The organism is Streptomyces platensis, assembly GCF_008704855.1.
In the GTDB taxonomy this organism is placed as follows: domain Bacteria; phylum Actinomycetota; class Actinomycetes; order Streptomycetales; family Streptomycetaceae; genus Streptomyces; species Streptomyces platensis.
Genome location: NZ_CP023691.1, coordinates 5,261,302 through 5,281,860 on the forward strand (window position 1 = coordinate 5,261,302; position 20,559 = coordinate 5,281,860).

Consider the following 20,559-nt stretch of genomic DNA (forward strand, 5'->3'; position numbering starts at 1 on the left):
GGGCCGGTGGCGGTGCGCGGTGGTGCCGGAGGTGTGGGGTGTGGACCCAGGGCCATGTGCCGCAAGGGTCTACGCGCGGAGATAGCGATCACCGCATTGTTTATTCATACTGAACCTTTCTGGATGCGGCTGGATTGTTTCGTTCATTCCTCCAACCTGATCCAGTGCGTTCCGCTTTTGTTCATGTTCCGGGCCCTCGGGCCCCCGCGCCTGCCCAGGCCCGTCCGACTGAGGTCCCCGCATGTCCCCCTCGGCCACCACGCCGGTCGACGCCCTCAAAGACCCAGGTCCGAAGCCTCCCAAGAATGGCTTCGACGCCTTCTTCAAGATCTCCGAGCGGGGGTCGACGGTCGGCCGCGAACTGCGCGGCGGGCTGGCGACGTTCTTCGCGATGGCCTACATCATCGTGCTGAACCCGATCATTCTCGGTTCCGGAGTCGATAAGTTCGGCAACCATCTCGACAACGCCCAGCTGGTCACCGCCACCGCGCTGATTGCCGGACTGAGCACGGTCCTGATGGGCGTCATCGGCAATGTCCCGATCGCCATCGCCGCCGGCCTCGGCATCAACGCCGTGGTGGCGCTTCAGCTCGCCCCCAAGATGAGCTGGCCGGACGCCATGGGCATGGTCGTGCTCGCGGGTCTGGTGCTGATGCTCCTGGTCGCCTCGGGTCTGCGGCAGCGGGTGATGGACGCGATCCCCAACGGGCTGCGGCGGGCCATCGCCATCGGCATCGGTCTGTTCATCTCGCTGATCGGCCTGGTCGACGCGGGCTTTGTGACCCGTAACCCGGACGCCGCGCACACCACCGTCCCGATGGGCCTGGGCCAGGGCGGACAGCTCAAGGGCTGGCCGGTGCTGGTCTTCATCATCGGACTGGCGCTGATGTTCGTGCTGATCGTGCGCAAGGTCCGGGGCGCGATCCTGATCGGCATGATCTCGATGGCCCTGCTCGCGATCGGCATCAACGCCGTGGTCAAGATCCCGGACGCGGCCTGGGGCCTGGCGGTCCCCAACCTGCCGGAAAAGATCATCGACACCCCGGACTTCGGACTGATCGGTCAGATCAGCCTCTTCGGCGGCTTCAAGGAAGTCGGCATCCTGACCGGCTGCCTCTTCGTCTTCACCGTGCTGCTCTCCGGCTTCTTCGACGCGATGGGCACCATCATCGGCGTCGGCGAGGAGGCCGGCCTGCTGAACAACGAGACCGGCCAGCTGCCGAACATGGGCCGGATCCTGATGGTCGACGGCATCGCGGTCGCGGGCGGCGGCTTCGGTTCCGCCTCCGCCAACACCTGCTTCGTGGAGTCCACCGCCGGAGTCGGCGAGGGCGCCCGCACCGGTCTCGCGAACGTGATGACCGGCGGCCTCTTCCTGCTCGCGCTGATCTTCACGCCGCTGGCGACCGTCGTCCCCGCCCAGGCCGCGACGCCCGCGCTGGTGGTCGTCGGCTTCCTGATCATGGCCTCGAACGTCGGGGACATCGACTGGGGCGACTTCACCATCGGCATCCCGGCGTTCCTGACGCTCGTCTCGATGCCGTTCACCTACAGCATCACCAACGGCATCGGCCTCGGCGTGCTGGCCTTCATCCTGCTGCGCGCGGCGACCGGCCGGATCAAGGAGGTCCCCTGGCTGCTGAACGCGGTCGGCCTCTGCTTCCTGGTCTACTTCCTGCTCGACCCGATCGAGCAGGCCCTCGGGGTCAAGTAGCGGACCACTGGATCCCCAGCTTCTCCGTCTCGTCGACGGAGGACTGGAACCGCTCGTCGAAGTCTTCGCGAATGAGCGTCCGGACCACATAGTCCTGGACGCTCATTCCGCGTTTTGCGGCGTGCTGCCGAATGCGGTCCAGCAGTTCCCCGTCCACACGCAGGCTGAGCACCTTCGATCCCATCCGGACACGGTCCCGTCCGTACGCGGTCAGGCGGGTCACTTTCGGCGGCGTCCTCACTCATATGGGTGACTCGTGGCGGGCGGCCCTCCCCGGCTTTCCTTAGAAAGGGTAATGAGTTACGCTAAAGACTATGCCGGAACTGTCCTCCCTTCAGCCCGACGGGCCGGAGGTGCCCCCTGACGACGCGGCCGCGGTGAACGCCCTGCGGTCCGCCGTGATGCGCCTGTCGCGCCGACTCAAGCACCAGCGGGTCGACGAATCGCTGAGCCCCACCGAGATGTCGGTGCTCGGCACTCTCGCCCGGTGCGGCCATGCCACCCCCGGCGAGCTGGCCCGCAAGGAGCATGTGCAGCCGCCGTCGATGACCCGCATCGTGGCCATGCTGGAGGCCAAGGGACTGGTCCGGCTCGAACCGCACCCCGACGATCGCCGCCAGAAGGTTGTCACGCAGACCGAGCAGGCCGAGGCGATGCTCGAAGAGAGCCGCCGTAAGCGCAACGCCTGGCTCGCCGAGCTGGCCTCCGGGCTGGACGAGGACGAGTGGGCGAAGGTGCGGGCCGCCGCGCCCGTGCTGGAGAAGCTCGCGCAGCTGTAGAACCCGAGGCCGAGGAGGCGAACCGACTTTGAGTACGGGATCCGGAGCAGACTCCGCCCCCGCACCGAACTCCCACGACGACACGGTTTCCGACGACGCGACCGCGACCGCTCCGGGCTCCGCCCCGGCTGTCGCCGCCGGCCCCGCCGCCACACCGCGCACGGGCACGTTCAGCTCCCTACGCATACGCAACTACCGACTCTTCGCCACCGGCCAGATGGTGTCCAACACGGGCACCTGGATGCAGCGCATCGCCCAGGACTGGCTGGTGCTGAGCCTCACCGGCTCGTCCACCGCGGTCGGTATCACCACCGCGCTGCAATTCCTGCCGATGCTGCTCTTCGGCCTCTACGGCGGCGTCATCGCCGACCGATTCGCCAAGCGGAAGCTGCTGCTCTTCACCCAGTCCGCCATGGGCGTCACCGGCCTGGCCCTCGCCGCGCTCACGCTGAGCGGGCAGGTGCAGGTCTGGCACGTCTACCTGACCGCCTTCGTGCTCGGCCTGGTCACCGTCCTCGACAACCCCGCCCGGCAGGCCTTCGTCTCCGAAATGGTCGGCCAGGACGAGCTGCGCAACGCCGTCAGCCTCAACTCCGCCAACTTCCAGTCCGCGCGGCTGATCGGGCCCGCCGTCGCCGGTGTCCTGATCACCGCCTTCGGCAGCGGCTGGGCCTTCCTGCTCAACGGTCTCTCGTTCATCGCCCCGCTCACGGGCCTGCTGATGATGCGCACCGCCGAACTCCACAAGGTCGACCGCGTCCCGCGCAGCAAGGGTCAGCTGCGGGAGGGCCTGCGGTATGTGTCCGGCCGCCCCGACCTGATCTGGCCCATCGTCCTGGTCGGCTTCATCGGGACCTTCGGATTCAACTTCCCGATCTGGCTGACCGCGTTCGTGCACCACGTCTACCACCAGGGTGCGGGGACGTACTCCCTGTTCAACGGGCTGATGGCGGCCGGTTCGCTGATCGGCGCGCTGCTCGCGGCCCGTCGCGCGAGCTCCCGGCTGCGGCTGGTGGTGGGGGCGGCGATGCTCTTCGGCGCCCTGGAGATCGCGGCCGCGCTGGCCCCGTCGTTCTGGGTGTTCGCGGCGCTGCTGGTCCTGATCGGCACGGTCGGTCTGACGATCAATGTCACGGCCAATTCGAGCATCCAGATGGCCACCGATCCGGCCATGCGCGGCCGGGTGATGAGCCTGTTCATGATGGTCTTCGTGGGCGGCACCCCGCTCGGCGCACCGCTGGTCGGCTGGATCACCGACAGCTTCGGCCCGCGGATCGGCTTCATGGCGGGCGGTGTGGTCTCACTGGCGGCCGCCCTCCTCATCGGTCTGATCCTCGCCAGGGTGGGCGGTCTGCGCCTCAAGATCGACCTGCGCCGCGGCCATCAGCACCTCGCCTTCGTGCCCCGGGTCCCGGACGATCGGTCCGCGGAGCGGAATCTGACACCGGCGGCGTAGTGCACGCACCACGGCCCGGCCCCGCCGCGGGGCCGGGCCGTCGCACGCCGTGTCCCGCCGGGCGGCCGGTGCGCTGGGCCACACTGGCCGTATGAGACTCTTCGCCGCCGTCCTGCCCCCCGCTCCCGCGATCGAGGAACTGGCCGCCGAGGTGGCGCAGTTGAAGAAGCTCCCGGCCGCCGGCCGGCTGCGCTGGGCCGGCCGGGAGAGCTGGCACTTCACCCTCGCCTTCTACGGGGAGGTGCCCGAGGAGACCGTCCCCGACCTGGCCGAGCGGCTGGCCCGGGCCGCCCACCGCCGCGACCCCTACGAGCTGCGGATCGCCGGCGGCGGCCGCTTCTCGGACCGGGTGGTGTGGGCCGGGGCCGACGGCGACCGCCCCGCCATGCGCCATCTGGCCGACGCGTCCTCCGCGGCGGGCCGCCGGGCCGGTCTCAGCATGGACGACGAGCACCGCCCGTACACCCCGCACCTCACCCTCGCCAGAAACCGCGTCCCCGGCCTGGACCTCCGCCCGTACGCGACCGCCCTCAAGGACTTCGCCGGCACCGCCTGGACGGTCGAGTCCCTCGCCCTGGTGTGCAGCCATCCCCCGGTCGCGGGCGTGGCGGGCACACAGCCGCGGTACGAAACGGTGGGGTCCTGGGCGCTGGGGCACTGAGGGCCCGCGGCCGTCCGTGCCCGGCCCGCTGAAGGGTTCGGGGGCGCCCCGGTTACGCTCAGAGGGTGGATCCCAAAACCCGTAACCGGATCATGTCCGGTCTGCTTGCCGTGCTGCTTGTCGTTGTGATCGTGGCGGCGGCGCTGCGCTGACGGCTGCCCCGGGCCCCGCGGGGTCGCCCGGCGGTCCGGCCGGAACCGGTCGCCGGGCGCCCGGCGCGTTCACCAGGCGAAGGCCTCCGGGGTCGGCCCGGGGCCGGGGAAGATCTCGTCGAGCGAGGCGAGCAGCTCGTCCGGGAGGGTCAGTTCGACGGCCCGCAGCGCGGAGGCGAGCTGGTCCGCGGTGCGCGGGCCGACGATCGGGCCGGTGACCCCGGGCCGGGTGAGCAGCCACGCCAGGGCCACCTCGCCGGGCTCCAGACCGTGCTTGTCGAGCAGATCCTCGTACGACTGGATCTGGGCGCGGATCGTGGAGTTGGCGAGCGCGTCGGCCGAGCGGCCGGCGCCCGAGCGGGCCGCACCGCCCTCGCGCTCCTTGCGCAGGGCACCGCCCAGCAGCCCGCCGTGCAGCGGGGACCACGGGATGACGCCCAGGCCGTAGCCCTCGGCGGCCGGGATGACCTCCATCTCGGCGCGCCGCTCGGCGAGGTTGTAGAGGCACTGCTCGCTGACCAGGCCGTACGAGCCGCGGCGGGCGGCGGTCTCGTTGGCGCGGGCGATATGCCACCCGGCGTGGTTGGACGAGCCGACGTAGAGGATCTTGCCCTGCTGGACGAGCACGTCCATGGCCTGCCAGATCTCGTCCCAGGGCGTGTCCCGGTCGACGTGGTGGAACTGGTAGAGGTCGATGTAGTCGGTGCCCAGCCGCTTGAGGCTGGCGTCCACCGACCGCCGGATGTTGAGCGCGGAGAGCTTGTCGTGGTTGGGCCAGACCTTGCCGTCGTCCGTCGCCATGTTGGCGTAGAGCTTGGTGGCCAGCACGGTCTTGTCCCGCCGGCCGCCGCCCTTGGCGAACCACGAGCCGACGATCTCTTCCGTACGGCCCTTGTTGGCACCCCAGCCATAGACATTGGCGGTGTCGAAGAAGTTGATGCCGGCCTGCTGCGCCGCGTCCATGATGGTGTGGCTGTCGGCCTCGTCCGTCTGAGGCCCGAAGTTCATCGTCCCGAGGACGAGTCGGCTGACCTTGAGTCCGGTGCGTCCGAGCTGCGTGTACTTCATGGTGGTCCACCCAACGCCTTGAAGTGCGCTCGAAGCAAGGGACCGTTCGGCCGTCAGGGTGCGTCCGGCGGCGGTGGGGAGAGCGGGAGGGTGTCCCGTACCGGGGGAGCGGCGGCGGGGCCGGCTGTCCGGCGTCCGGCGGCGGTGAAGAGCAGCAGGGCGACCGGTGCGCAGCAGGCCGCTGCCATCGGCAGGGCGCCGGGGCCGTGCGTGCTGAGCAGCCGGCCGCCGAGTGCGCCGCCCAGCGAGGCGCCGACGTAGACCGCGCTGCTGGTGAGCGCGAGGACCTGAGGCCCGTGCGCGGGACCGGCCAGTGCCAGCACCCGGGCCTGTACGGCGGGCGGCACCGCCCAGGCCGCGGCCGCCCAGACGACCAGCAGCGGCACGACGAGGGGGAGCGGCGCGGGCCGCAGCGCCGCACAGGGCGAGCCCGGCCGTCGCCGCCGCGAACACCACGGCTGCTGTCAAGAAGGCGGCCCCGGCGCCCCGGCGGTCCACCAGCGTGCCGCCCGCCCGTGCGCCCGCGATGCCCGCGACGCCGGTGACCGCCAGCAGCAGACCGAGCGTGCCGGGGCTGACGCCCGACAGGTCGTGCAGGAACGGCGCGAGATAGGTCTGTAGCAGCAGATTGCCCAGGACGGCGACGGTCGCGGCGAGCAGCGCGCACAGGAGAGCCGGCCGGCCGAGCGGGCGCAGCCGTGCGGTGAGCGGGACGGCGGGGGCGGGCGGCAGCTCGGGGACGGCGGCGCGGACGTAGAGCAGGGCGGCGAGGCCGAGCGCCCCGCCGAGGACGAAGGGCGCCCGCCAGCCCAGTGCCGCCCCGGCCCAGGTACCGGCCGGCACCCCGATCACCACGGCGCCGGTCAGCCCGGCCATGACGGTGGCGAGGCTGCGGCCCTGCCGTTCGGGCGGGGCGAGCCCGGCGGCCGCGGCGAGGGTGGTGGGCAGTGCGACGGCGGCGGCGAGCGCGGCCAGGACGCGTAACACCAGCATCGCGGCGTACGAACGCACGCCCAGGACGGCGAAGTTGGCGAGGCAGAAGAGCGTCAGGGCGGTGGTGAGGAGGGTCCGGCGGGGGAGCCGGGCGGTGCCGACGGCGGCTACCGGGGCGGCCACCGCGCAGAGCACGGAGAAGACGGTGACCAGCTGTCCGGCGGCGGCCTCACTGACCGTCAGCCCGCGGGCGAGGGCGGGCAGTACGCCGGCGATCACGAAGTCGTCGGTCTGGAGGGCGAAGGCGCAGAGCGTGAGCGCGCAGAGCCAGGGGGCGGGGAGGCGCCCGCGTGAAGGGGAGGTGGTGGACATGAGAGTTAACGTAACAGTCGTTGCCCTAATTAGGGTGGGCGATGCCCCGCCGCGGTACCCGGAGCCCGGGGAGTCCACAGTGGGGGCCAGAGATCCCCGCAGCACGAGGAGTCCGACCGATGGCCAGGCCCCGCGACCCGCACCGCCGTACCGAGATCCTCGATGCGGTCATCGGCCACCTCGCCGAGACCGGGATCGCCCACCTCTCCCTGCGCCCGCTGGCCCAGGCGCTCGGGCACAGCACACGGGTGCTCACCCACCACTTCGCGGACAAGGACGCGCTGCTGACGGCAGTGCTGCGGCGGCTGGACGAGATCCAGCACCGGCAGCTGCGGGCCACCGAGGGCTGGGACGACACCACCCGCGGCATCGGGGCGCTCGTGCGGGACTCCTGGCGGCGCCATCTGGAGCCGGAGAACATCGGCGCGACCCGGCTCATCCACGAGATCGAGGGCCTGGCGGCGGCCGGCCGGCTCGGCGGCCGGGTCCCCGCATTCCTCGCGGACCGCGCCGAGTTCGTGGCCGGCGCCCTCCAGGCGCGCGGTCTCGCCCCCGCCGCGGCACGCGTCCGTGCCACCTTCCTGAACAGCGCCTACGCGGGCCTTCAGACCGACTTCCTGGTCACCGGCGACCGCGCGCGCACCGAGGCGGCGCTGGCGGAACTGTGCGCGCTGGCCGACTCATGGACGGCGCCGGGCTCCTGAGCGGCACCGGCCCGCGACCCGCGCACCTCACCCTGCCGGTACGGCCGCCCCGGACGCCACCTCGGCGCGGTACGGCCCGCCGACGCCCCACGCCTGATGCATCGCCTGGGCGAACGCGCCCGCCAGCAAGTGCTCGCCGTGCTCCGAGGGATGGGTCCCGTCGTAGGTGGCGCGGCCCGTATCCCAGCCCTCCGGTTCGGAGGTCAGCAGCAACGGGGAGGCGGGGGTGGAGAGATCGGCGACGGCCTTGGCCAGGAGTTCGTTGAAGCGGGTGCATTCGGTGCCGAAGGCGGGGTCCGCCGACGCCCGGACGTTGGGGATCACCGGCATCAGCACCGCCCGGATGTGCGGCGCCGCCTGGCGTGCCTGTGCCACGAAGTGCCGTACGTTCTCCGCGGTCTGCTCGGCGTTCGTGTAGAAACCGAGGTCTATCAGGCCGAGCGAGACCAGCAGGGTGTCGGCCTGATGTCCGCGTACCGCGTCGCCGATCAGCGGGGCCATGTGCAGCCAGCCCTCGCCCCAGCCCGCGAGATGGCGGCGGGCCTCGTCGGGGAAGCCGGGGTCGGCGTAGGCGGTGGAGGCGGCGGTGCCCTCGGCGGGGTCATGGAGCGTGTGGCGCGGTCCGACGATGCGGTACGGCCCGGCGCAGGTCGCGTTCAGGTGCTGCCACATGCGGTAACGCCAGGTGAAGTCGCCGGTGGCGCCGATCGTCATGGAGTCGCCGACGAACATGATCCTCATCCGGACATGATGGCCGAGAATCCTTACCCGCCGGTACGTGACGCTGGACACGCCACCCGCGCCCACCACGGGCGCCGGGGGCCGGGCGGCCGCCGCGCCCCCGTGCCGCGGCCCGGGATGGCAGTCTGTGCCCATGCGTTCGCTTCTGTGCGCGGCCGGTGCCGCGGGAATCCTGTGGTCGGCGGCCGTCGTGCCCGCGGCCGCCGACGAGCCCGACGGCTTCACCATCGGCGATCCCCGGATCACCGAGGCCAGCGGCCTGGCCGCCAGCCGGACGCACCCCGGGATCTACTGGACCCACAACGACAGCGACGACGGCCCGTACATCTACGCCGTCGACGGCAAGTCCGGCCGTACGGTCGCCCGGATCACGCTGCGCGGCATCGGTACGCCGCGCGATGTCGAGGCGATCTCGGTCGGCCCGGACGGTGACCTCTACGTCGGCGACATCGGCGACAACCTCGGCGGCAGCTGGAGCCACGTCTGGATCTACCGCTTTCCCGAACCGAAGCGGCTGCGCGATGCCACCGTCACCGCCACCCAGTTCGATGTGAAGTACGCCGACGGGCCGCGGGACGCCGAGGCGCTGATGGTGCATCCCAAGACCGGCCGGGTCTATATCGCCAGCAAGAAGCAGGGCGGCGGTGGCGCGCTCTACGAGGGCCCGCGGCGGCTCACCACCTCCGGCGTCAACACCTTCCGCAAGGTCGCCCCGGTCGATCTGTGGGTGACCGACGGCGCGTTCTCCCCCGACGGCAGCCGGCTGGTGCTGCGCAGCTACTTCGGCGCCCGGATCTACCGCTGGCAGGACGGCCGCCCGAAGGACCTCGGCAGCGTGGGCGTACCGGTGCAGCAGCAGGGCGAGGCGGTCACCTTCACCGCGGACGGCCGCACCCTGATGTACGGCTCCGAGGGCGCCGACAGCGCGGTGGAGCCGGTCGGGCTGAGCGATGAGCAGCTGCCGGACACGGCCAAGGACGACCCGGCGAACGGTGACGGCGCCAATGGGAAGGGCGGGAAGGGGAGTTCGGCGACGGAGCTGGACCCCGGCTTCATCAAGGGGGCCATGGTCCTCGCCCTGGCCACGGGGCTGGTCGTCGCGCTCCGCAGGCTGCTGCGGAGGCGGTAGGCCCCTTCCGGCGGCGTGGGCGGATCCACCGGGCGCGCCTGGGTCCCCGTCAGGCTCCCGCCGGGCCGTCCCCCTCGGTCAGCCGCAGCTCGTAATGGAGCGTCCGCTGCTTCTTCAGCCGGTGCACGAGCGGCACCACCAGCCCGTGAAGCAGCGGATATTTCCGGGTCAGCGAGCGTTCGGCCCGCCGGTACTCCCGGGTCTGCGGATCCAGCAGCCGCACCCGCGCCTTGACGGCGGGTCCGGTGGGCCGCCCCCGCCAGGTGGAGGGGCGGATCTCCACCTCCGGGAAGTTGCGCATCCGCTTGGTCTTCCAGGCGTCGCCGTACGTGCGGAAGTAGGCGTGGTCGCCGTCGACGGCGATATTCATCGGGGTGCCGACGCCGGTGCCGTCCCGCTTGTACGAGGTCAGCAGAATCGCCCCCTGCCGCTCGAAGGGGGCGAGGCCGGGGCTCGGGGGATTCGTCATGGCTCCCATACAGGCACATCCGTCCTGTTTCGTCACCTCATGGTGCGTCCGTTCGGGCGGTACGGGCGGCGATGAGCGCCGCGAATCCGTCCAGGAGTGCGGACAGCCCCAGCTCGAAGACGGGGGAGTCGTCACCGGCGAAGGTGTTCTCGTCCAGGGCGGCGAGGGCGGGGTAGCGGCCGCTCAGCATCGCCTTGGACAGCACCGGCTCCTGTGACTGCCAGAAGTCCGCATCGCTGATGCCGGTCCGCTTCTCGGCGAGCGTGGAGTTGAGCTCGGTGCGGGAAATGCCGGCGAGGAAGCCGCCGAAGGACACCAGGACGTGGATCTTCTCGCGGTCGGTCAGACCGGTGCCGGCCAGGGCGCGCACCGAGTACTCCAGGGAGTCCAGGGCGTTGGGGCCGAGCAGTGGGCGGGCCTGGTCGACCTGGAGCAGCCAGGGGTGCCGGTGGTACTGCCGCCGGCTGGCGTGGGCGAGGGCCTCCATCGCGGGGCGCCAGCCGGCGGCCGGGTCGGGGTGGGCGTCGGCGTCGAACTCCGCGACCTTGTCCAGCATCAGGTCGAGGAGTTCGGCCTTGCCCGGGACGTAGCGGTAGAGGGACATGGTGCCGACGCCGAGGTCGGTGGCGACCCGGCGCATGGACAGCGCACCGAGCCCTTCGGCATCGGCGACCGCCACCGCCGTGGTGACGATGCGGTCGAGGGTGAGGCCCGGCTTGGGTCCGCGGCTGGGCCGGTCGCCGAGGCCCCAGAGCAGCTCCAGGCTGCGCGAGACATCGCCGCTGCCGCTGTGTTCTGTCGTCGTCATCGTGCGGTCATCCTATGCCGCCGGGCAAAAACTGAGTACGGCGTACGCGCAATCGGGTACGGTGTACTCAGTTTCCGATCCGGAGGGGAGCGGCGATGGCCGTCAGCATGAGCGGGACAGGGCGCGGGACGCGGAGAGAGACGGGGCCGGCCGGGCGGATGCCGCCCGATGTGGCGGTGCTCGCGGAGGGACTGGAGAAGCGGTACGGCGACAAGCGGGCGCTGGACGGCCTCGACCTCACCGTCCGCCGCGGCACGGTGCACGGCCTGCTCGGACCGAACGGTGCCGGCAAGACCACGGTCGTCCGCATCCTGGCCACCCTGCTGCGCCCGGACGGCGGCCGGGCGGCGGTCGCCGGGCACGAGGTGACGCGGGAGCCGGACCGGGTACGCGCCAGGATCGGTCTGGCCGGTCAATACGCCGCCGTGGACGGGATCCTGACCGGACGGCAGAACCTGGAGATGTTCGGCAGGCTCTTCCACCTCGGCGCCCGCCGGTCCCGGGCCCGGGCCACCGAGCTGCTGGAACAGTTCGGACTGGGCGGCGCGGCCGGGAAATCCGTCAAGGGCTACAGCGGCGGGATGCGCCGCCGCCTCGACCTCGCCGCGAGCCTGATCCTCGCCCCCGAGGTGCTGTTCCTGGACGAGCCGACCACCGGCCTCGACCCCCGCAGCCGCAACGAGGTCTGGGAGGCGGTCCGCCGGCTCGCCGCGGCCGGCACCACCGTGCTGCTGACCACCCAATACCTCGACGAGGCGGACCGGCTGGCCGACCGGATCTCCGTCGTCGAGCACGGCCGGACGATCGCCGACGGCACACCCGCCGCACTGAAACGGCAGGTCGGCGGGGAGAGCCTGCATGTGGTGCTGCACGACCCGGCCGACCTCCCGCACGCGGTACGGGCCGTGGCGCGGGTCGCCGCGGACGGCGTACGGCCCACGGCGGACGAGGCGGAGCGGCGGGTCGGGGCCCCGGTGACGGCAGGCGTGGCGGCCCTGACCGAGGTCGCGCGCACCCTCCAGGACGCGGGCGTCGGCGTCGAGGACATCGGGCTGCGCCGCCCGACGCTCGACGAGGTCTTTCTGCGGCTCACCGGACGCCCGGCGGCCAGGACCGGCGAGGAGGCGTCCGCATGAGCGCAGGAACCGTGCTGCACATCCCGCACGACGGCCGCCCCGGCCCGGCCGGCCCGGACGACGGCCCCGCGCGCCGCCTCTACTGGGCCGTCGCCGACTGCCTGACCATCGTCCGCCGGGATCTGACCCATCTCGTCCGGCAGCCCGTCATCATCGCCTGGCAGCTGGGCTTCCCGATCGTCTCCGTGGTGCTCTTCGTTTATGTCTTCGGCAGCGCGATGCATGTCGGCGGCGGGGTGGACTACCCGACGTTCGCGATGCCCGGCATCTTCGCGATGACGATTTCCTTCGGTTTCATGAACACCGCGATGGCCGTCGTCGTCGACCGGGACCGCGGTGTCACCGACCGCTTCCGTTCCCTGCCGATGGCACCGTCGGCAGTGGTCAGCGGGCGCGGGGTCTCCGATCTCATCGGCGCGAGCGTCGATCTCGTGGCGCTGGCCGTGATCGCCGTGATCGTCGGCTGGCGCTCCCACGGCAGTCCGGCCGCCACCCTCGCCGCCTTCGGGCTGCTGCTGCTTCTGCGCTTCGCCCTCATCTGGATCGGTGTCTATCTCGGCCTGCTGGTGCCCGGTCAGGAAACGGCCGGCGGCCTCTACGCCGTCGCCATGCCGTTCGGCATGATCTCCAGCGTCTTCACCCCGCCGTCGATGATGCCGGACTGGCTGGGCGCGATCGCCCTGTGGAACCCTGTCTCCTCGACGGCCGGCGCCATCCGGGAGCTCTTCGGCAACCCGGCCACCACGGGCGGCAGTTGGGTGGAACAGCATGCGGTGCTGATGGCGGTGCTCTGGCCGGTCGCCCTCACCGCGGTCTTCCTGCCGCTGGCGGTACGGCGCTTCCAGCGGCTGAGCCGCTGAGCCGGGACCGTACCGCACCGCGCACGGGCCCCGGCGGTCGTCCGCCGGGGCCCGTGATGCGCGAAGGCAGCCGGCTACAGCTTGCCGATGACGTGGTCGATGCAGGCCGTCAGGGCCTCGACGTCCGCCGGGTCGATCGCCGGGAACATCGCGATCCGCAGCTGGTTGCGGCCGAGCTTGCGGTAGGGCTCGGTGTCGACGATGCCGTTGGCGCGCAGGGCCTTGGCGACGGCAGCGGCGTCGATGCCCTCGTCGAAGTCGATGGTGCCGATGACCTGCGAGCGCTTGGCCGGGTCGGTGACGAACGGGGTGGCGTACTTGGCGTCCTCGGCCCAGCCGTAGAGGGTGCGCGAGGAGGTGGCGGTGCGGCGGACCGCCCAGTCCAGGCCGCCCTGGCCGTTGATCCACTCCAGCTGCTCATTGAGCAGGAAGAGGGTGGACAGCGCCGGGGTGTTGTACGTCTGGTTCTTCAGGGAGTTGTCGATCGCCGTGGGCAGCGAGAAGAACTCCGGGATGTGCCGGCCGGAGGCGTGGATGGCGCGGGCGCGCTCCAGGGCGGCGGGGGAGAAGGCCGCCAGCCACAGACCGCCGTCCGAGGCGAACGACTTCTGCGGGGCGAAGTAGTAGACATCGGTCTCGCTGATGTCCACCGGCAGCCCGCCCGCGCCGGAGGTGGCGTCGACCAGGACCAGCGCGCCCTCGTCCGCGCCCGCGACGCGCTTGATGGGCGCGGCGACACCGGTCGAGGTCTCGTTGTGGGTGAAGCCGTAGACGTCCACGCCCTGCTCGGCGACCGGGTCCGGGTGGTCGCCCGGGTCGGCGGAGACGACGGTGGGCTCCTCCAGCCACGGCGCCAGCTTGGCGGCCTTGGCGAACTTCGAGGAGAACTCACCGAAGCTGAGGTGCTGGGACTTGCGCTCGATCAGACCGTGCGTCGCGATGTCCCAGAAGGCGGTGGAGCCGCCGTTGCCGAGGACGACCTCGTAGCCCTCGGGGAGCTGGAAGAGGTCACGTACGCCGTCGCGCACCTTGCCGACCAGGTTCTTGACCGGGGGCTGGCGGTGGGACGTGCCGAGAAGGGAGCTACCGGTGGCGGCGAGGGCGCCGAGCGCCTCCGTACGCACCTTGGAGGGGCCCGCGCCGAAGCGTCCGTCGGCGGGCTTGATGTCAGCGGGAATCTGGATATCAGCCACGCACGAAGCCTAATCCGTCGCGCTGCGGCCTTCGGCGGCGCGTCCAGCGGGTGAGATGCGGCCCGCCCATACGGTGGACGGCCGGGCGGCGGGCCCTCCGGCCCGGCTACCCGGGCGGAGTGTCCGCGGCGTAGACGGCGGTGAGCGCGGCCGCGGCCTCGGCCATCACCCGGCGGGCCGCCGGCGGCGCGAGCACCTCGAGGGAATCGCCGAACTGGAGCAGCTGACGGACCGCGGGCAGGACGGGGAACGCCAGGTCGAGGGTGGCCCAGCCGCCGTCCCCGGTCCCGTCTCCGGAGCCGTCGTCGCCGTCACCCGCCCCGTCGCCGTCACCCGTACGGGGCGGCCCGGTCAGCGCCCCACCCAGGATCCGCACCGCCAGATCCAGCCGCTCGCGGCGGATCCGGGCGGTCACCCGTACCTCCGCGGGCCGGTCCTCCACCTGGCGCCGCAACTGCTGCCAGACCGCGGCCAGCTCGACGCCCGCGCGGCGCCGTACGGGGACCTCGGTGAGGGTCGCGGACACCACCCGGTCGGCCCGGAAGAGCTGCGGCCTGCCGCGCCGGTCCGCGACGAGATACCAGGTGCCTGCCTTGGCCACCAGCCCGTACGGGTCGACGGTGTAGGTCCGCGGCCGGGTCTCGCCGCTGTGGCGGTAGCGGATCCGCAGCCGCAGATCGGTGAAGACGGCCGAGTGCAGCACATCGAGCTCCACCGCGGGGCCGCGGCCGGAAGGCCCGCCGTCCGGGGCGGCGGCGGACGTCGGGCGGGGCGTCCACTTGTCCGGGTCGACCAGGATGCGGCGGCCGGTCAGCTCGGCGGCCGGGCGGTGTGGTGCGGGCAGCGCCGCCATCACCTTGCGCAGCGCCGAGCGGAGCGCGTCGTCCAGGCCGAGCGCGGAGTGGGCGCCCTGCGCGGCCAGGATGAACAGGGCCCGCGCCTCGTCGGCGGTCATCCCCGTGACATCCGTACGGAAGCCGGGCAGCAGCGCGATCCCGCCGTGCCGCCCGCGCTCCGCGTAGACCGGCACACCGGCCGCCGACAGCGCCTCGACATCGCGGTAGACGGTCCGGGCCGAGACCTCCAGCCGCTCGGCGAGCTCCGCGGCCGGCACCCGGCCGCGGGTCTGGAGGAGCAGGACGATCGAGAGCAGACGGGCCGACTTCACACCCGGATTTATATATGACGGCTGGTGTCAAGTTATCGCGGCAGAGTGCCGGACATGAAGATCAACGATCTCGTCCCGCCGTCCGCCCCCGCACTCGACCCCGCCGCCCTCGCCCCGCTCATGACCCATGTCCGGGGCCCGGTCCTGCTCCCCGGTGACGACGGCTACGACGCCGAGCGGTCCGGCTTCCAGCTGGCCCGCAGGCACCGGCCCGCCGTGATCGTCGGCGCGCAGTGCGCCGAGGACGTGGTCGCCGCGGTGCGCTTCGCCCGGGACCAGGGCCTGCCGGTCGCGGTGCAGGCCACCGGGCACGGGCTGTCCGCGGCCACCGAGGGCGGGCTGCTGATCAGTACGCGGCGGATGGCCGGGGTGCGGGTGGACGCGGCGGCCGGCACCGCACGGGTCGAGGCGGGCGTGGTCTGGGGCCAGGTCGTCGAGGCGGCGGCCCCGCACGGACTCGCCCCGCTCAACGGCTCCTCTCCGGGCGTGGGCGTCATCTCGTACACCCTCGGCGGCGGCGTCGGGGTGCTGGCCCGGACATATGGCTTCGCCGCCGACCAGGTGCGGTCCGTCGACCTGGTCACCGCCGACGCCCGGCTGCGCCAGGTCACCGCGGCCACCGACCCCGAGCTGTTCCGGGCGCTGCTCGGCGGCGGCCACGGTCTGGGCGTGGTGACCGCGATGGAGTTCGGACTGGTGCCGGTGGCCCGGCTCTACGGCGGACAGCTGGTGTTCGGCGGCGAGCAGCTCGACGGGGCGCCGGCCGCGTACCTGCGCTGGACCGAAACCGTGCCGGACGAGCTGACCTCCTCGCTCGCCCTGATCGCCTACCCGGACCTCCCCCAGCTGCCCGAGCCGCTGCGCGGCCGTTACCTGGCGCAGATCCGGATCGCCTATACGGGAAGCGCCGCGGAGGGCGAGCGGCTGGTGGCGCCGCTGCGGGCGGTGGGTCCACGGGTGAGCGACGACCTGCGCGAGATGCCGTACGCCGAGTCGCACACCATCCACCGCGACCCCACCGATCCACACGCCTACGACGGTGACAACGCGCTGCTCAGCGGGCTGGATGCGGCCGCGCTGCGTCGGGTGGCGGCGCTGACCGGACCGGCCGCCCCGGACATGTGCGTGGTCCAGCTGAACCATCTCGGCGGCGCGCTGGCCACCGGCGGCGCCGCGGCCGGCACCATCGGCCACCGGGACGCCCGGTACGCGCTGCGCGTGCTGTCGCCGCTGGCCGGCGCCACGGAGGACGGCCCCGGCAGCGACGAAGCCGCCCTGGCGGCCGTACGGGCACTGCACGCCGAGGCACTGGCGGCCGTCGCGCCCTGGCGGCTCGGCCGGAGCGTGAACTTCCTCTTCGGCCCGCACGGGGACCGCCCGGACGCCGCCGAGGTGGCGCGCAGCATCCATGACACCGACGCGCACCACCGGCTGACCGGGCTCAAGGCCCGCCACGACCCGGCGAACCTCTTCCGCTTCCACCCCGCCGCCACCCCGGCCCCGGCCGCCGTTCCCGTCTGACGGCACGGAAACTCTCCCGGCGATCGGGCCTGCCGACCCCCATGAACCCGCCCCAGTGGGCAGGCTGGAGACATGGCTGATCGTACGGAGACGGAGAAGCGGAATCTGGCGAAGGAGTTGGCGGCCGCGGTACGGGGGGAGGTCTCGTTCGCCGCGGCCGACCGGGCACTGGTGACGATGGACGCGTCCAATTACCGGCGGGTGCCCAGAGCGGTGGTCGCGCCCCTGGACGCCGAGGATGTCGCCGCGGCGCTGCGGGTGTGCCGGGAGCACGGGGTGCCGGTGGTGCCGCGCGGCGCCGGGACCAGCATCGCGGGGCAGGCGACCGGCGTCGGGGTGGTGCTGGACTTCACCCGGCACATGCGGCGGATCGTGTCCCTCGACCCCGCCGCCCGCACCGCCGTCGTCCAGCCCGGCGTCATCCTGGACGACCTGCGGGCGGCGGCCGGAACGCACGGCCTGACCTTCGGCCCCGACCCCTCCACCCACAGCCGCTGCACCCTCGGCGGCATGATCGGCAACAACTCCTGCGGCTCGCACTCGGTGGCCTGGGGCACCACCGCCGACAGCGTCCGCGAGCTGGAGCTGCTGACGTACGGCGGCGAGCGGGTACGGGCCGGCCGCGGCACCGGCCCCACCGGCGCCCCCACCGGACTGCCCCCGCGCCTCAGGGACGGCGTAAAAGCCCTGGTCGACGCGGAATTGGCGCTCCTCCGCACCGGCTACCCCGACCTCCCCCGCCGGATCTCCGGCTACGCCCTGGACGCGCTGCTCCCGGAGAACGGCACCGACCTGGCCCGCGCCCTCACCGGCAGCGAGGGCACCCTGGGGGTCCTGACCGAGGCGACCGTACGCCTCGTGGAGACCCCCGCCGCCCGGGTCCTCGCCGTCCTCGCCTACCCGGACGAGAGCGCCGCCGCCGAGGCCGCGCACACCCTCCTCCCGCACCGGCCGATGACCGTCGAGGGGATGGCCGCCGATTTGGTGGGCGACGCCGCCGGGCTGCCCAAAGGCGGCGCCTGGCTGTTCGTCGAGATGGGCGGCGCGAGCCCCGGCGAGGCGGCGGCCCGCGCCGAAGCGCTCTGCCGGGCGGCCGCCGCCGACGGCAGCACCGACCACACCGTCGTCACCGACCCGGCCGGACAGCGCGCGCTCTGGCGGATCCGCGAGGACGCCTCGGGCACGGCCACCCGGCTGTCGGACGGCAGCGAGGCCTGGCCCGGCTGGGAGGACTGCGCCGTCCCGCCCGACCGACTCGGCCCGTATCTCCGCGACTTCCGCGCCCTGCTCACCCAGCACGGCCTGCGCGGCACCCCCTACGGCCACTTCGGTGACGGCTGCATCCACATCCGTATCGACTTCGACCTGCTGACCGCCCCCGGCATCCGCCGCTTCCGGGACTTCTCCCACGACCTGGGCGATCTGGTCGTCGCGCACGGCGGTTCGCTCTCCGGCGAACACGGCGACGGCCAGGCCCGCGCCGAACTGCTCCCGAAGATGTACGGCCCCGAACTCGTCGGCGTCTTCGAACAGTTCAAAGCCCTCTGGGACCCGGCCGCCGGCCTCAACCCCGGCATGCTGGTCCACCCCGCCCGCCTCGATGAGAACCTCCGCTTCGCGCCGCTGCCCAAGGGCCCGGTCCCGGTCGAGTTCGGCTATCCGCACGACAACGGCGACTTCTCCGCGGCCGTACGGCGCTGCGTCGGCGTCGCCAAATGCCGCAACACCACTACGGGGCCGGGCTCGGCGGACGTCATGTGCCCCTCCTTCCGCGCCACCGGCGAGGAGCAGCACTCCACCCGCGGCCGGGCCCGCCTGCTGCACGAGATGCTGGCCGGCGAGGTCATCACGGACGGCTGGCAGTCGCCCGAGGTGCGCGACGCCCTCGACCTCTGCCTCTCCTGCAAGGGCTGCCGCAGCGACTGCCCCGTGGGCGTCGACATGGCCACCTACAAGGCGGAATTCCTGCACCACCACTACGAAGGCCGCCTACGCCCCGCCGCCCACTACTCCATGGGCCGCCTCCCGCAGTGGCTGCACACCGCCGCCCCACTGGCCCCCGCCCTCAACGCCCTCGCCCGTACACCGCTGGCCACCGTCGCCAAACGCCTCGGCGGAATCGCCCCCGAGCGGCCGATTCCCGCACTGGCCACTGAGACCTTCACCCGCTGGTGGTGGCGCCGCCGGAAGACGACGGCCGGGAACGAGGCGCCGTCCGACGCCCGCACCGTCATCCTCTGGCCCGACACCTTCACCAACCACCTCTCCCCGGAGGTCGGCCGCGCCGCGGTCCGCGTCCTGGAAGCGGCCGGCCTGCGCCCCCTCCTCCCACCCACCGCCCCGCTACGCCAGCCCGGCGGCGCCTTCCCCCAGCCCGCGCTGCCCCGCCTCCACCGCCCGCCCCTGTGCTGCGGTCTCACCTACATCTCTACCGGACAACTCGACCAGGCCCGCCGCGTCATGCGCCGCACCGTCGACGTCCTGAGCCCCCTCCTCCAAGACGGCCACCCCTTGGTCGTCCTCGAACCGAGCTGCGCCGCCGCCCTCCGCACCGACCTGCCGGAACTGCTCGCCGACGATCCCCGGGCGGCCCGCCTGGCCCGCTCCGTCCGTACCTTCGCCCAAGCCCTGGAAGAACTGGCCCCCGACTGGCAACCCCCACGCATCGACCGCCCCATCGCCGGCCAGACCCACTGCCACCAACACGCAGTCCTGGGCGACACCGCCGACCGCCACCTCCGCGCCCGCGCCGGCCTCACGGGAACGTTGACCGGCGGCTGCTGCGGCCTGGCCGGCAACTTCGGCTTCGAACGCGGCCACTACGACGTCTCGGTGTCCTGCGCCGAGGACCAACTCCTCCCCGCGGTCCGGGAATCACCCGAGGAAGCGGAAATCCTCGCCGACGGCTTCTCGTGCCGCACCCAGCTGGAGCAGCTGGGGGAACGGCGGGGACGGCACTTGGCTGAGGTTTTGGCGGAGGGGTTGAGGGAGGAGCCGGGCGAGGACGGGGGCTGAGGAGGCGGGGGTCGGGGGCCCGAGCCGTATCGGCCTCAGCGCAACGCCTCCAGCGCCTTCAGAACGAGCGCCCGCGCCTCCGACCCGTACACGGCCATGCTGCGGAGCTGATCGAACGCCTTTAGATACTGGGCGATTTCGGAGGGCTGGGTGAGCTTCACCTCTGCGGAAAGCAACTCGACCGACACCAGGTTGTCGTCGTACACATGGAACGTCTCGCGCGGCCACTGCACCCGCTCCTGCGTCGCCATCGGGATGATCCCGAGTGACACAGACGGCAGGGCGGCGGTGGCGAGCAGGTAGTCCAACTGGGCAGTCATCACCTCCGTGTTTGCGAGTTGGTGGTGCAGCACTACTTCTTCGATGAGCAGTTCGAAACGGCGCTCCGGCTCATGAATGACGCGGGACCGTTCTACGCGGGCACGCGCAGCCTCCGCGCTGTCGTCGAAGGGGAGTTCCTGAAAGGCGGCGACGGTTCGCAGCACTGCTGCCGCGTAGCCCTCGGCCTGTAGTAGCCCGGGCATGAGGGTGGAGGAGTAGATACGGAACAGCCGGGTCTCCTGGAATAACTGGACCAAACTGTTCTGGAGCGGCTTCAGCCCGTCGCGCATCTGCTGGCGCCACTCGGTATGTGTGGATTCGGGGTTCGTTGAATGCGACATTGTGTGCATCCTGGTGGT

The 20,559-nt window shown here is 72.3% G+C and carries 18 protein-coding genes and 1 pseudogene; 10 read left to right on the forward strand and 9 right to left on the reverse strand.

The window, feature by feature from the left end; genetic code table 11:
* The first annotated feature begins 241 nt into the window (after positions 1–241).
* Positions 242–1,714, forward strand: a complete 1,473-nt coding sequence (locus CP981_RS23375) for an NCS2 family permease (protein WP_085926260.1) — start codon at positions 242–244, stop codon at positions 1,712–1,714.
* Here the strand turns inward: CP981_RS23375 and CP981_RS23380 are convergent.
* Positions 1,707–1,898, reverse strand: a complete 192-nt coding sequence (locus CP981_RS23380; protein ID WP_085926299.1) for a hypothetical protein — start codon at positions 1,896–1,898, stop codon at positions 1,707–1,709. The two genes, CP981_RS23375 and CP981_RS23380, sit on opposite strands and share 8 nt — an antisense overlap.
* 130 nt (positions 1,899–2,028) lie before the next feature.
* On the opposite strand from CP981_RS23380, the gene CP981_RS23385 reads away from it, so the two are divergent.
* The 3 genes from CP981_RS23385 (at position 2,029) to thpR (ending at position 4,610) form a co-directional block, all read left to right on the forward strand.
* Complete coding sequence (locus CP981_RS23385) at positions 2,029–2,493, forward strand: MarR family winged helix-turn-helix transcriptional regulator (protein WP_018089673.1); 465 nt, start codon at positions 2,029–2,031, stop codon at positions 2,491–2,493.
* 28 nt (positions 2,494–2,521) lie between these two features.
* Positions 2,522–3,949 carry an MFS transporter gene (locus tag CP981_RS23390; RefSeq protein ID WP_085926259.1) on the forward strand — a complete coding sequence of 476 codons (1,428 nt, stop codon included), beginning with the start codon at positions 2,522–2,524 and terminating at the stop codon, positions 3,947–3,949.
* Positions 3,950–4,040: 91 nt separating this feature from the next.
* The gene (thpR, locus tag CP981_RS23395) at positions 4,041–4,610 is read left to right on the forward strand and encodes an RNA 2',3'-cyclic phosphodiesterase (protein WP_085926258.1); all 570 of its coding nucleotides are present in this window, start codon (positions 4,041–4,043) and stop codon (positions 4,608–4,610) included.
* A 221-nt stretch (positions 4,611–4,831) separates the two neighbouring features.
* On the opposite strand, the gene CP981_RS23400 is transcribed toward thpR, so the two are convergent.
* Positions 4,832–5,830, reverse strand: coding sequence for an aldo/keto reductase (locus CP981_RS23400; RefSeq protein WP_085926257.1), 999 nt, complete (start codon positions 5,828–5,830; stop codon positions 4,832–4,834).
* A 468-nt stretch (positions 5,831–6,298) separates the two neighbouring features.
* Positions 6,299–7,135: pseudogene (locus CP981_RS23405) on the reverse strand (MFS transporter); the annotation flags it as partial.
* Between the two features lie 119 nt (positions 7,136–7,254).
* Here CP981_RS23405 and CP981_RS23410 point away from each other — a divergent pair.
* On the forward strand, positions 7,255–7,839 hold the full coding sequence (locus CP981_RS23410) for a TetR/AcrR family transcriptional regulator (protein WP_085926256.1): 585 nt from the start codon (positions 7,255–7,257) through the stop codon (positions 7,837–7,839).
* Between the two features lie 27 nt (positions 7,840–7,866).
* Here the strand turns inward: CP981_RS23410 and CP981_RS23415 are convergent, their stop codons facing one another.
* Positions 7,867–8,571, reverse strand: coding sequence for a GDSL-type esterase/lipase family protein (locus tag CP981_RS23415; RefSeq protein WP_085926298.1), 705 nt, complete (start codon positions 8,569–8,571; stop codon positions 7,867–7,869).
* Positions 8,572–8,713: 142 nt separating this feature from the next.
* On the opposite strand from CP981_RS23415, the gene CP981_RS23420 reads away from it, so the two are divergent.
* Positions 8,714–9,709: an esterase-like activity of phytase family protein gene (locus tag CP981_RS23420; protein ID WP_085926255.1), complete on the forward strand. Its 996-nt coding sequence runs from the start codon at positions 8,714–8,716 to the stop codon at positions 9,707–9,709.
* Positions 9,710–9,758: 49 nt separating this feature from the next.
* Here the strand turns inward: CP981_RS23420 and CP981_RS23425 are convergent, their stop codons facing one another.
* The gene (locus tag CP981_RS23425; protein ID WP_085926254.1) at positions 9,759–10,178 is read right to left on the reverse strand and encodes a PPOX class F420-dependent oxidoreductase; all 420 of its coding nucleotides are present in this window, start codon (positions 10,176–10,178) and stop codon (positions 9,759–9,761) included.
* A 37-nt stretch (positions 10,179–10,215) separates the two neighbouring features.
* The gene (locus tag CP981_RS23430) at positions 10,216–10,986 is read right to left on the reverse strand and encodes a TetR/AcrR family transcriptional regulator (protein ID WP_085926253.1); all 771 of its coding nucleotides are present in this window, start codon (positions 10,984–10,986) and stop codon (positions 10,216–10,218) included.
* 158 nt (positions 10,987–11,144) lie between these two features.
* On the opposite strand from CP981_RS23430, the gene CP981_RS23435 reads away from it, so the two are divergent.
* Complete coding sequence (locus CP981_RS23435) at positions 11,145–12,122, forward strand: ATP-binding cassette domain-containing protein (protein WP_085926252.1); 978 nt, start codon at positions 11,145–11,147, stop codon at positions 12,120–12,122.
* Entirely contained in the window at positions 12,119–12,982 is an 864-nt protein-coding gene (locus CP981_RS23440; RefSeq protein ID WP_107429551.1) for an ABC transporter permease, read from the forward strand. The genes CP981_RS23435 and CP981_RS23440 overlap by 4 nt, the downstream gene beginning before the upstream one ends.
* A gap of 74 nt (positions 12,983–13,056) precedes the next feature.
* On the opposite strand, the gene serC is transcribed toward CP981_RS23440, so the two are convergent.
* Entirely contained in the window at positions 13,057–14,175 is a 1,119-nt protein-coding gene (gene serC, locus CP981_RS23445) for a phosphoserine transaminase (RefSeq protein WP_085926251.1), read from the reverse strand.
* Between the two features lie 106 nt (positions 14,176–14,281).
* Positions 14,282–15,343 carry a helix-turn-helix transcriptional regulator gene (locus CP981_RS23450; RefSeq protein ID WP_085926250.1) on the reverse strand — a complete coding sequence of 354 codons (1,062 nt, stop codon included), beginning with the start codon at positions 15,341–15,343 and terminating at the stop codon, positions 14,282–14,284.
* 54 nt (positions 15,344–15,397) lie between these two features.
* Here CP981_RS23450 and CP981_RS23455 point away from each other — a divergent pair, with 54 nt between their 5' ends.
* Positions 15,398–16,864 (forward strand): FAD-binding oxidoreductase, encoded by a 1,467-nt coding sequence (locus tag CP981_RS23455; RefSeq protein ID WP_085926296.1) that lies wholly within the window; start codon positions 15,398–15,400, stop codon positions 16,862–16,864.
* 72 nt (positions 16,865–16,936) lie between these two features.
* Complete coding sequence (locus tag CP981_RS23460) at positions 16,937–19,879, forward strand: FAD-binding and (Fe-S)-binding domain-containing protein (protein WP_085926249.1); 2,943 nt, start codon at positions 16,937–16,939, stop codon at positions 19,877–19,879.
* A 35-nt stretch (positions 19,880–19,914) separates the two neighbouring features.
* On the opposite strand, the gene CP981_RS23465 is transcribed toward CP981_RS23460, so the two are convergent.
* Entirely contained in the window at positions 19,915–20,541 is a 627-nt protein-coding gene (locus CP981_RS23465) for a DUF5753 domain-containing protein (RefSeq protein ID WP_085926248.1), read from the reverse strand.
* Positions 20,542–20,559: the final 18 nt, after the last annotated feature.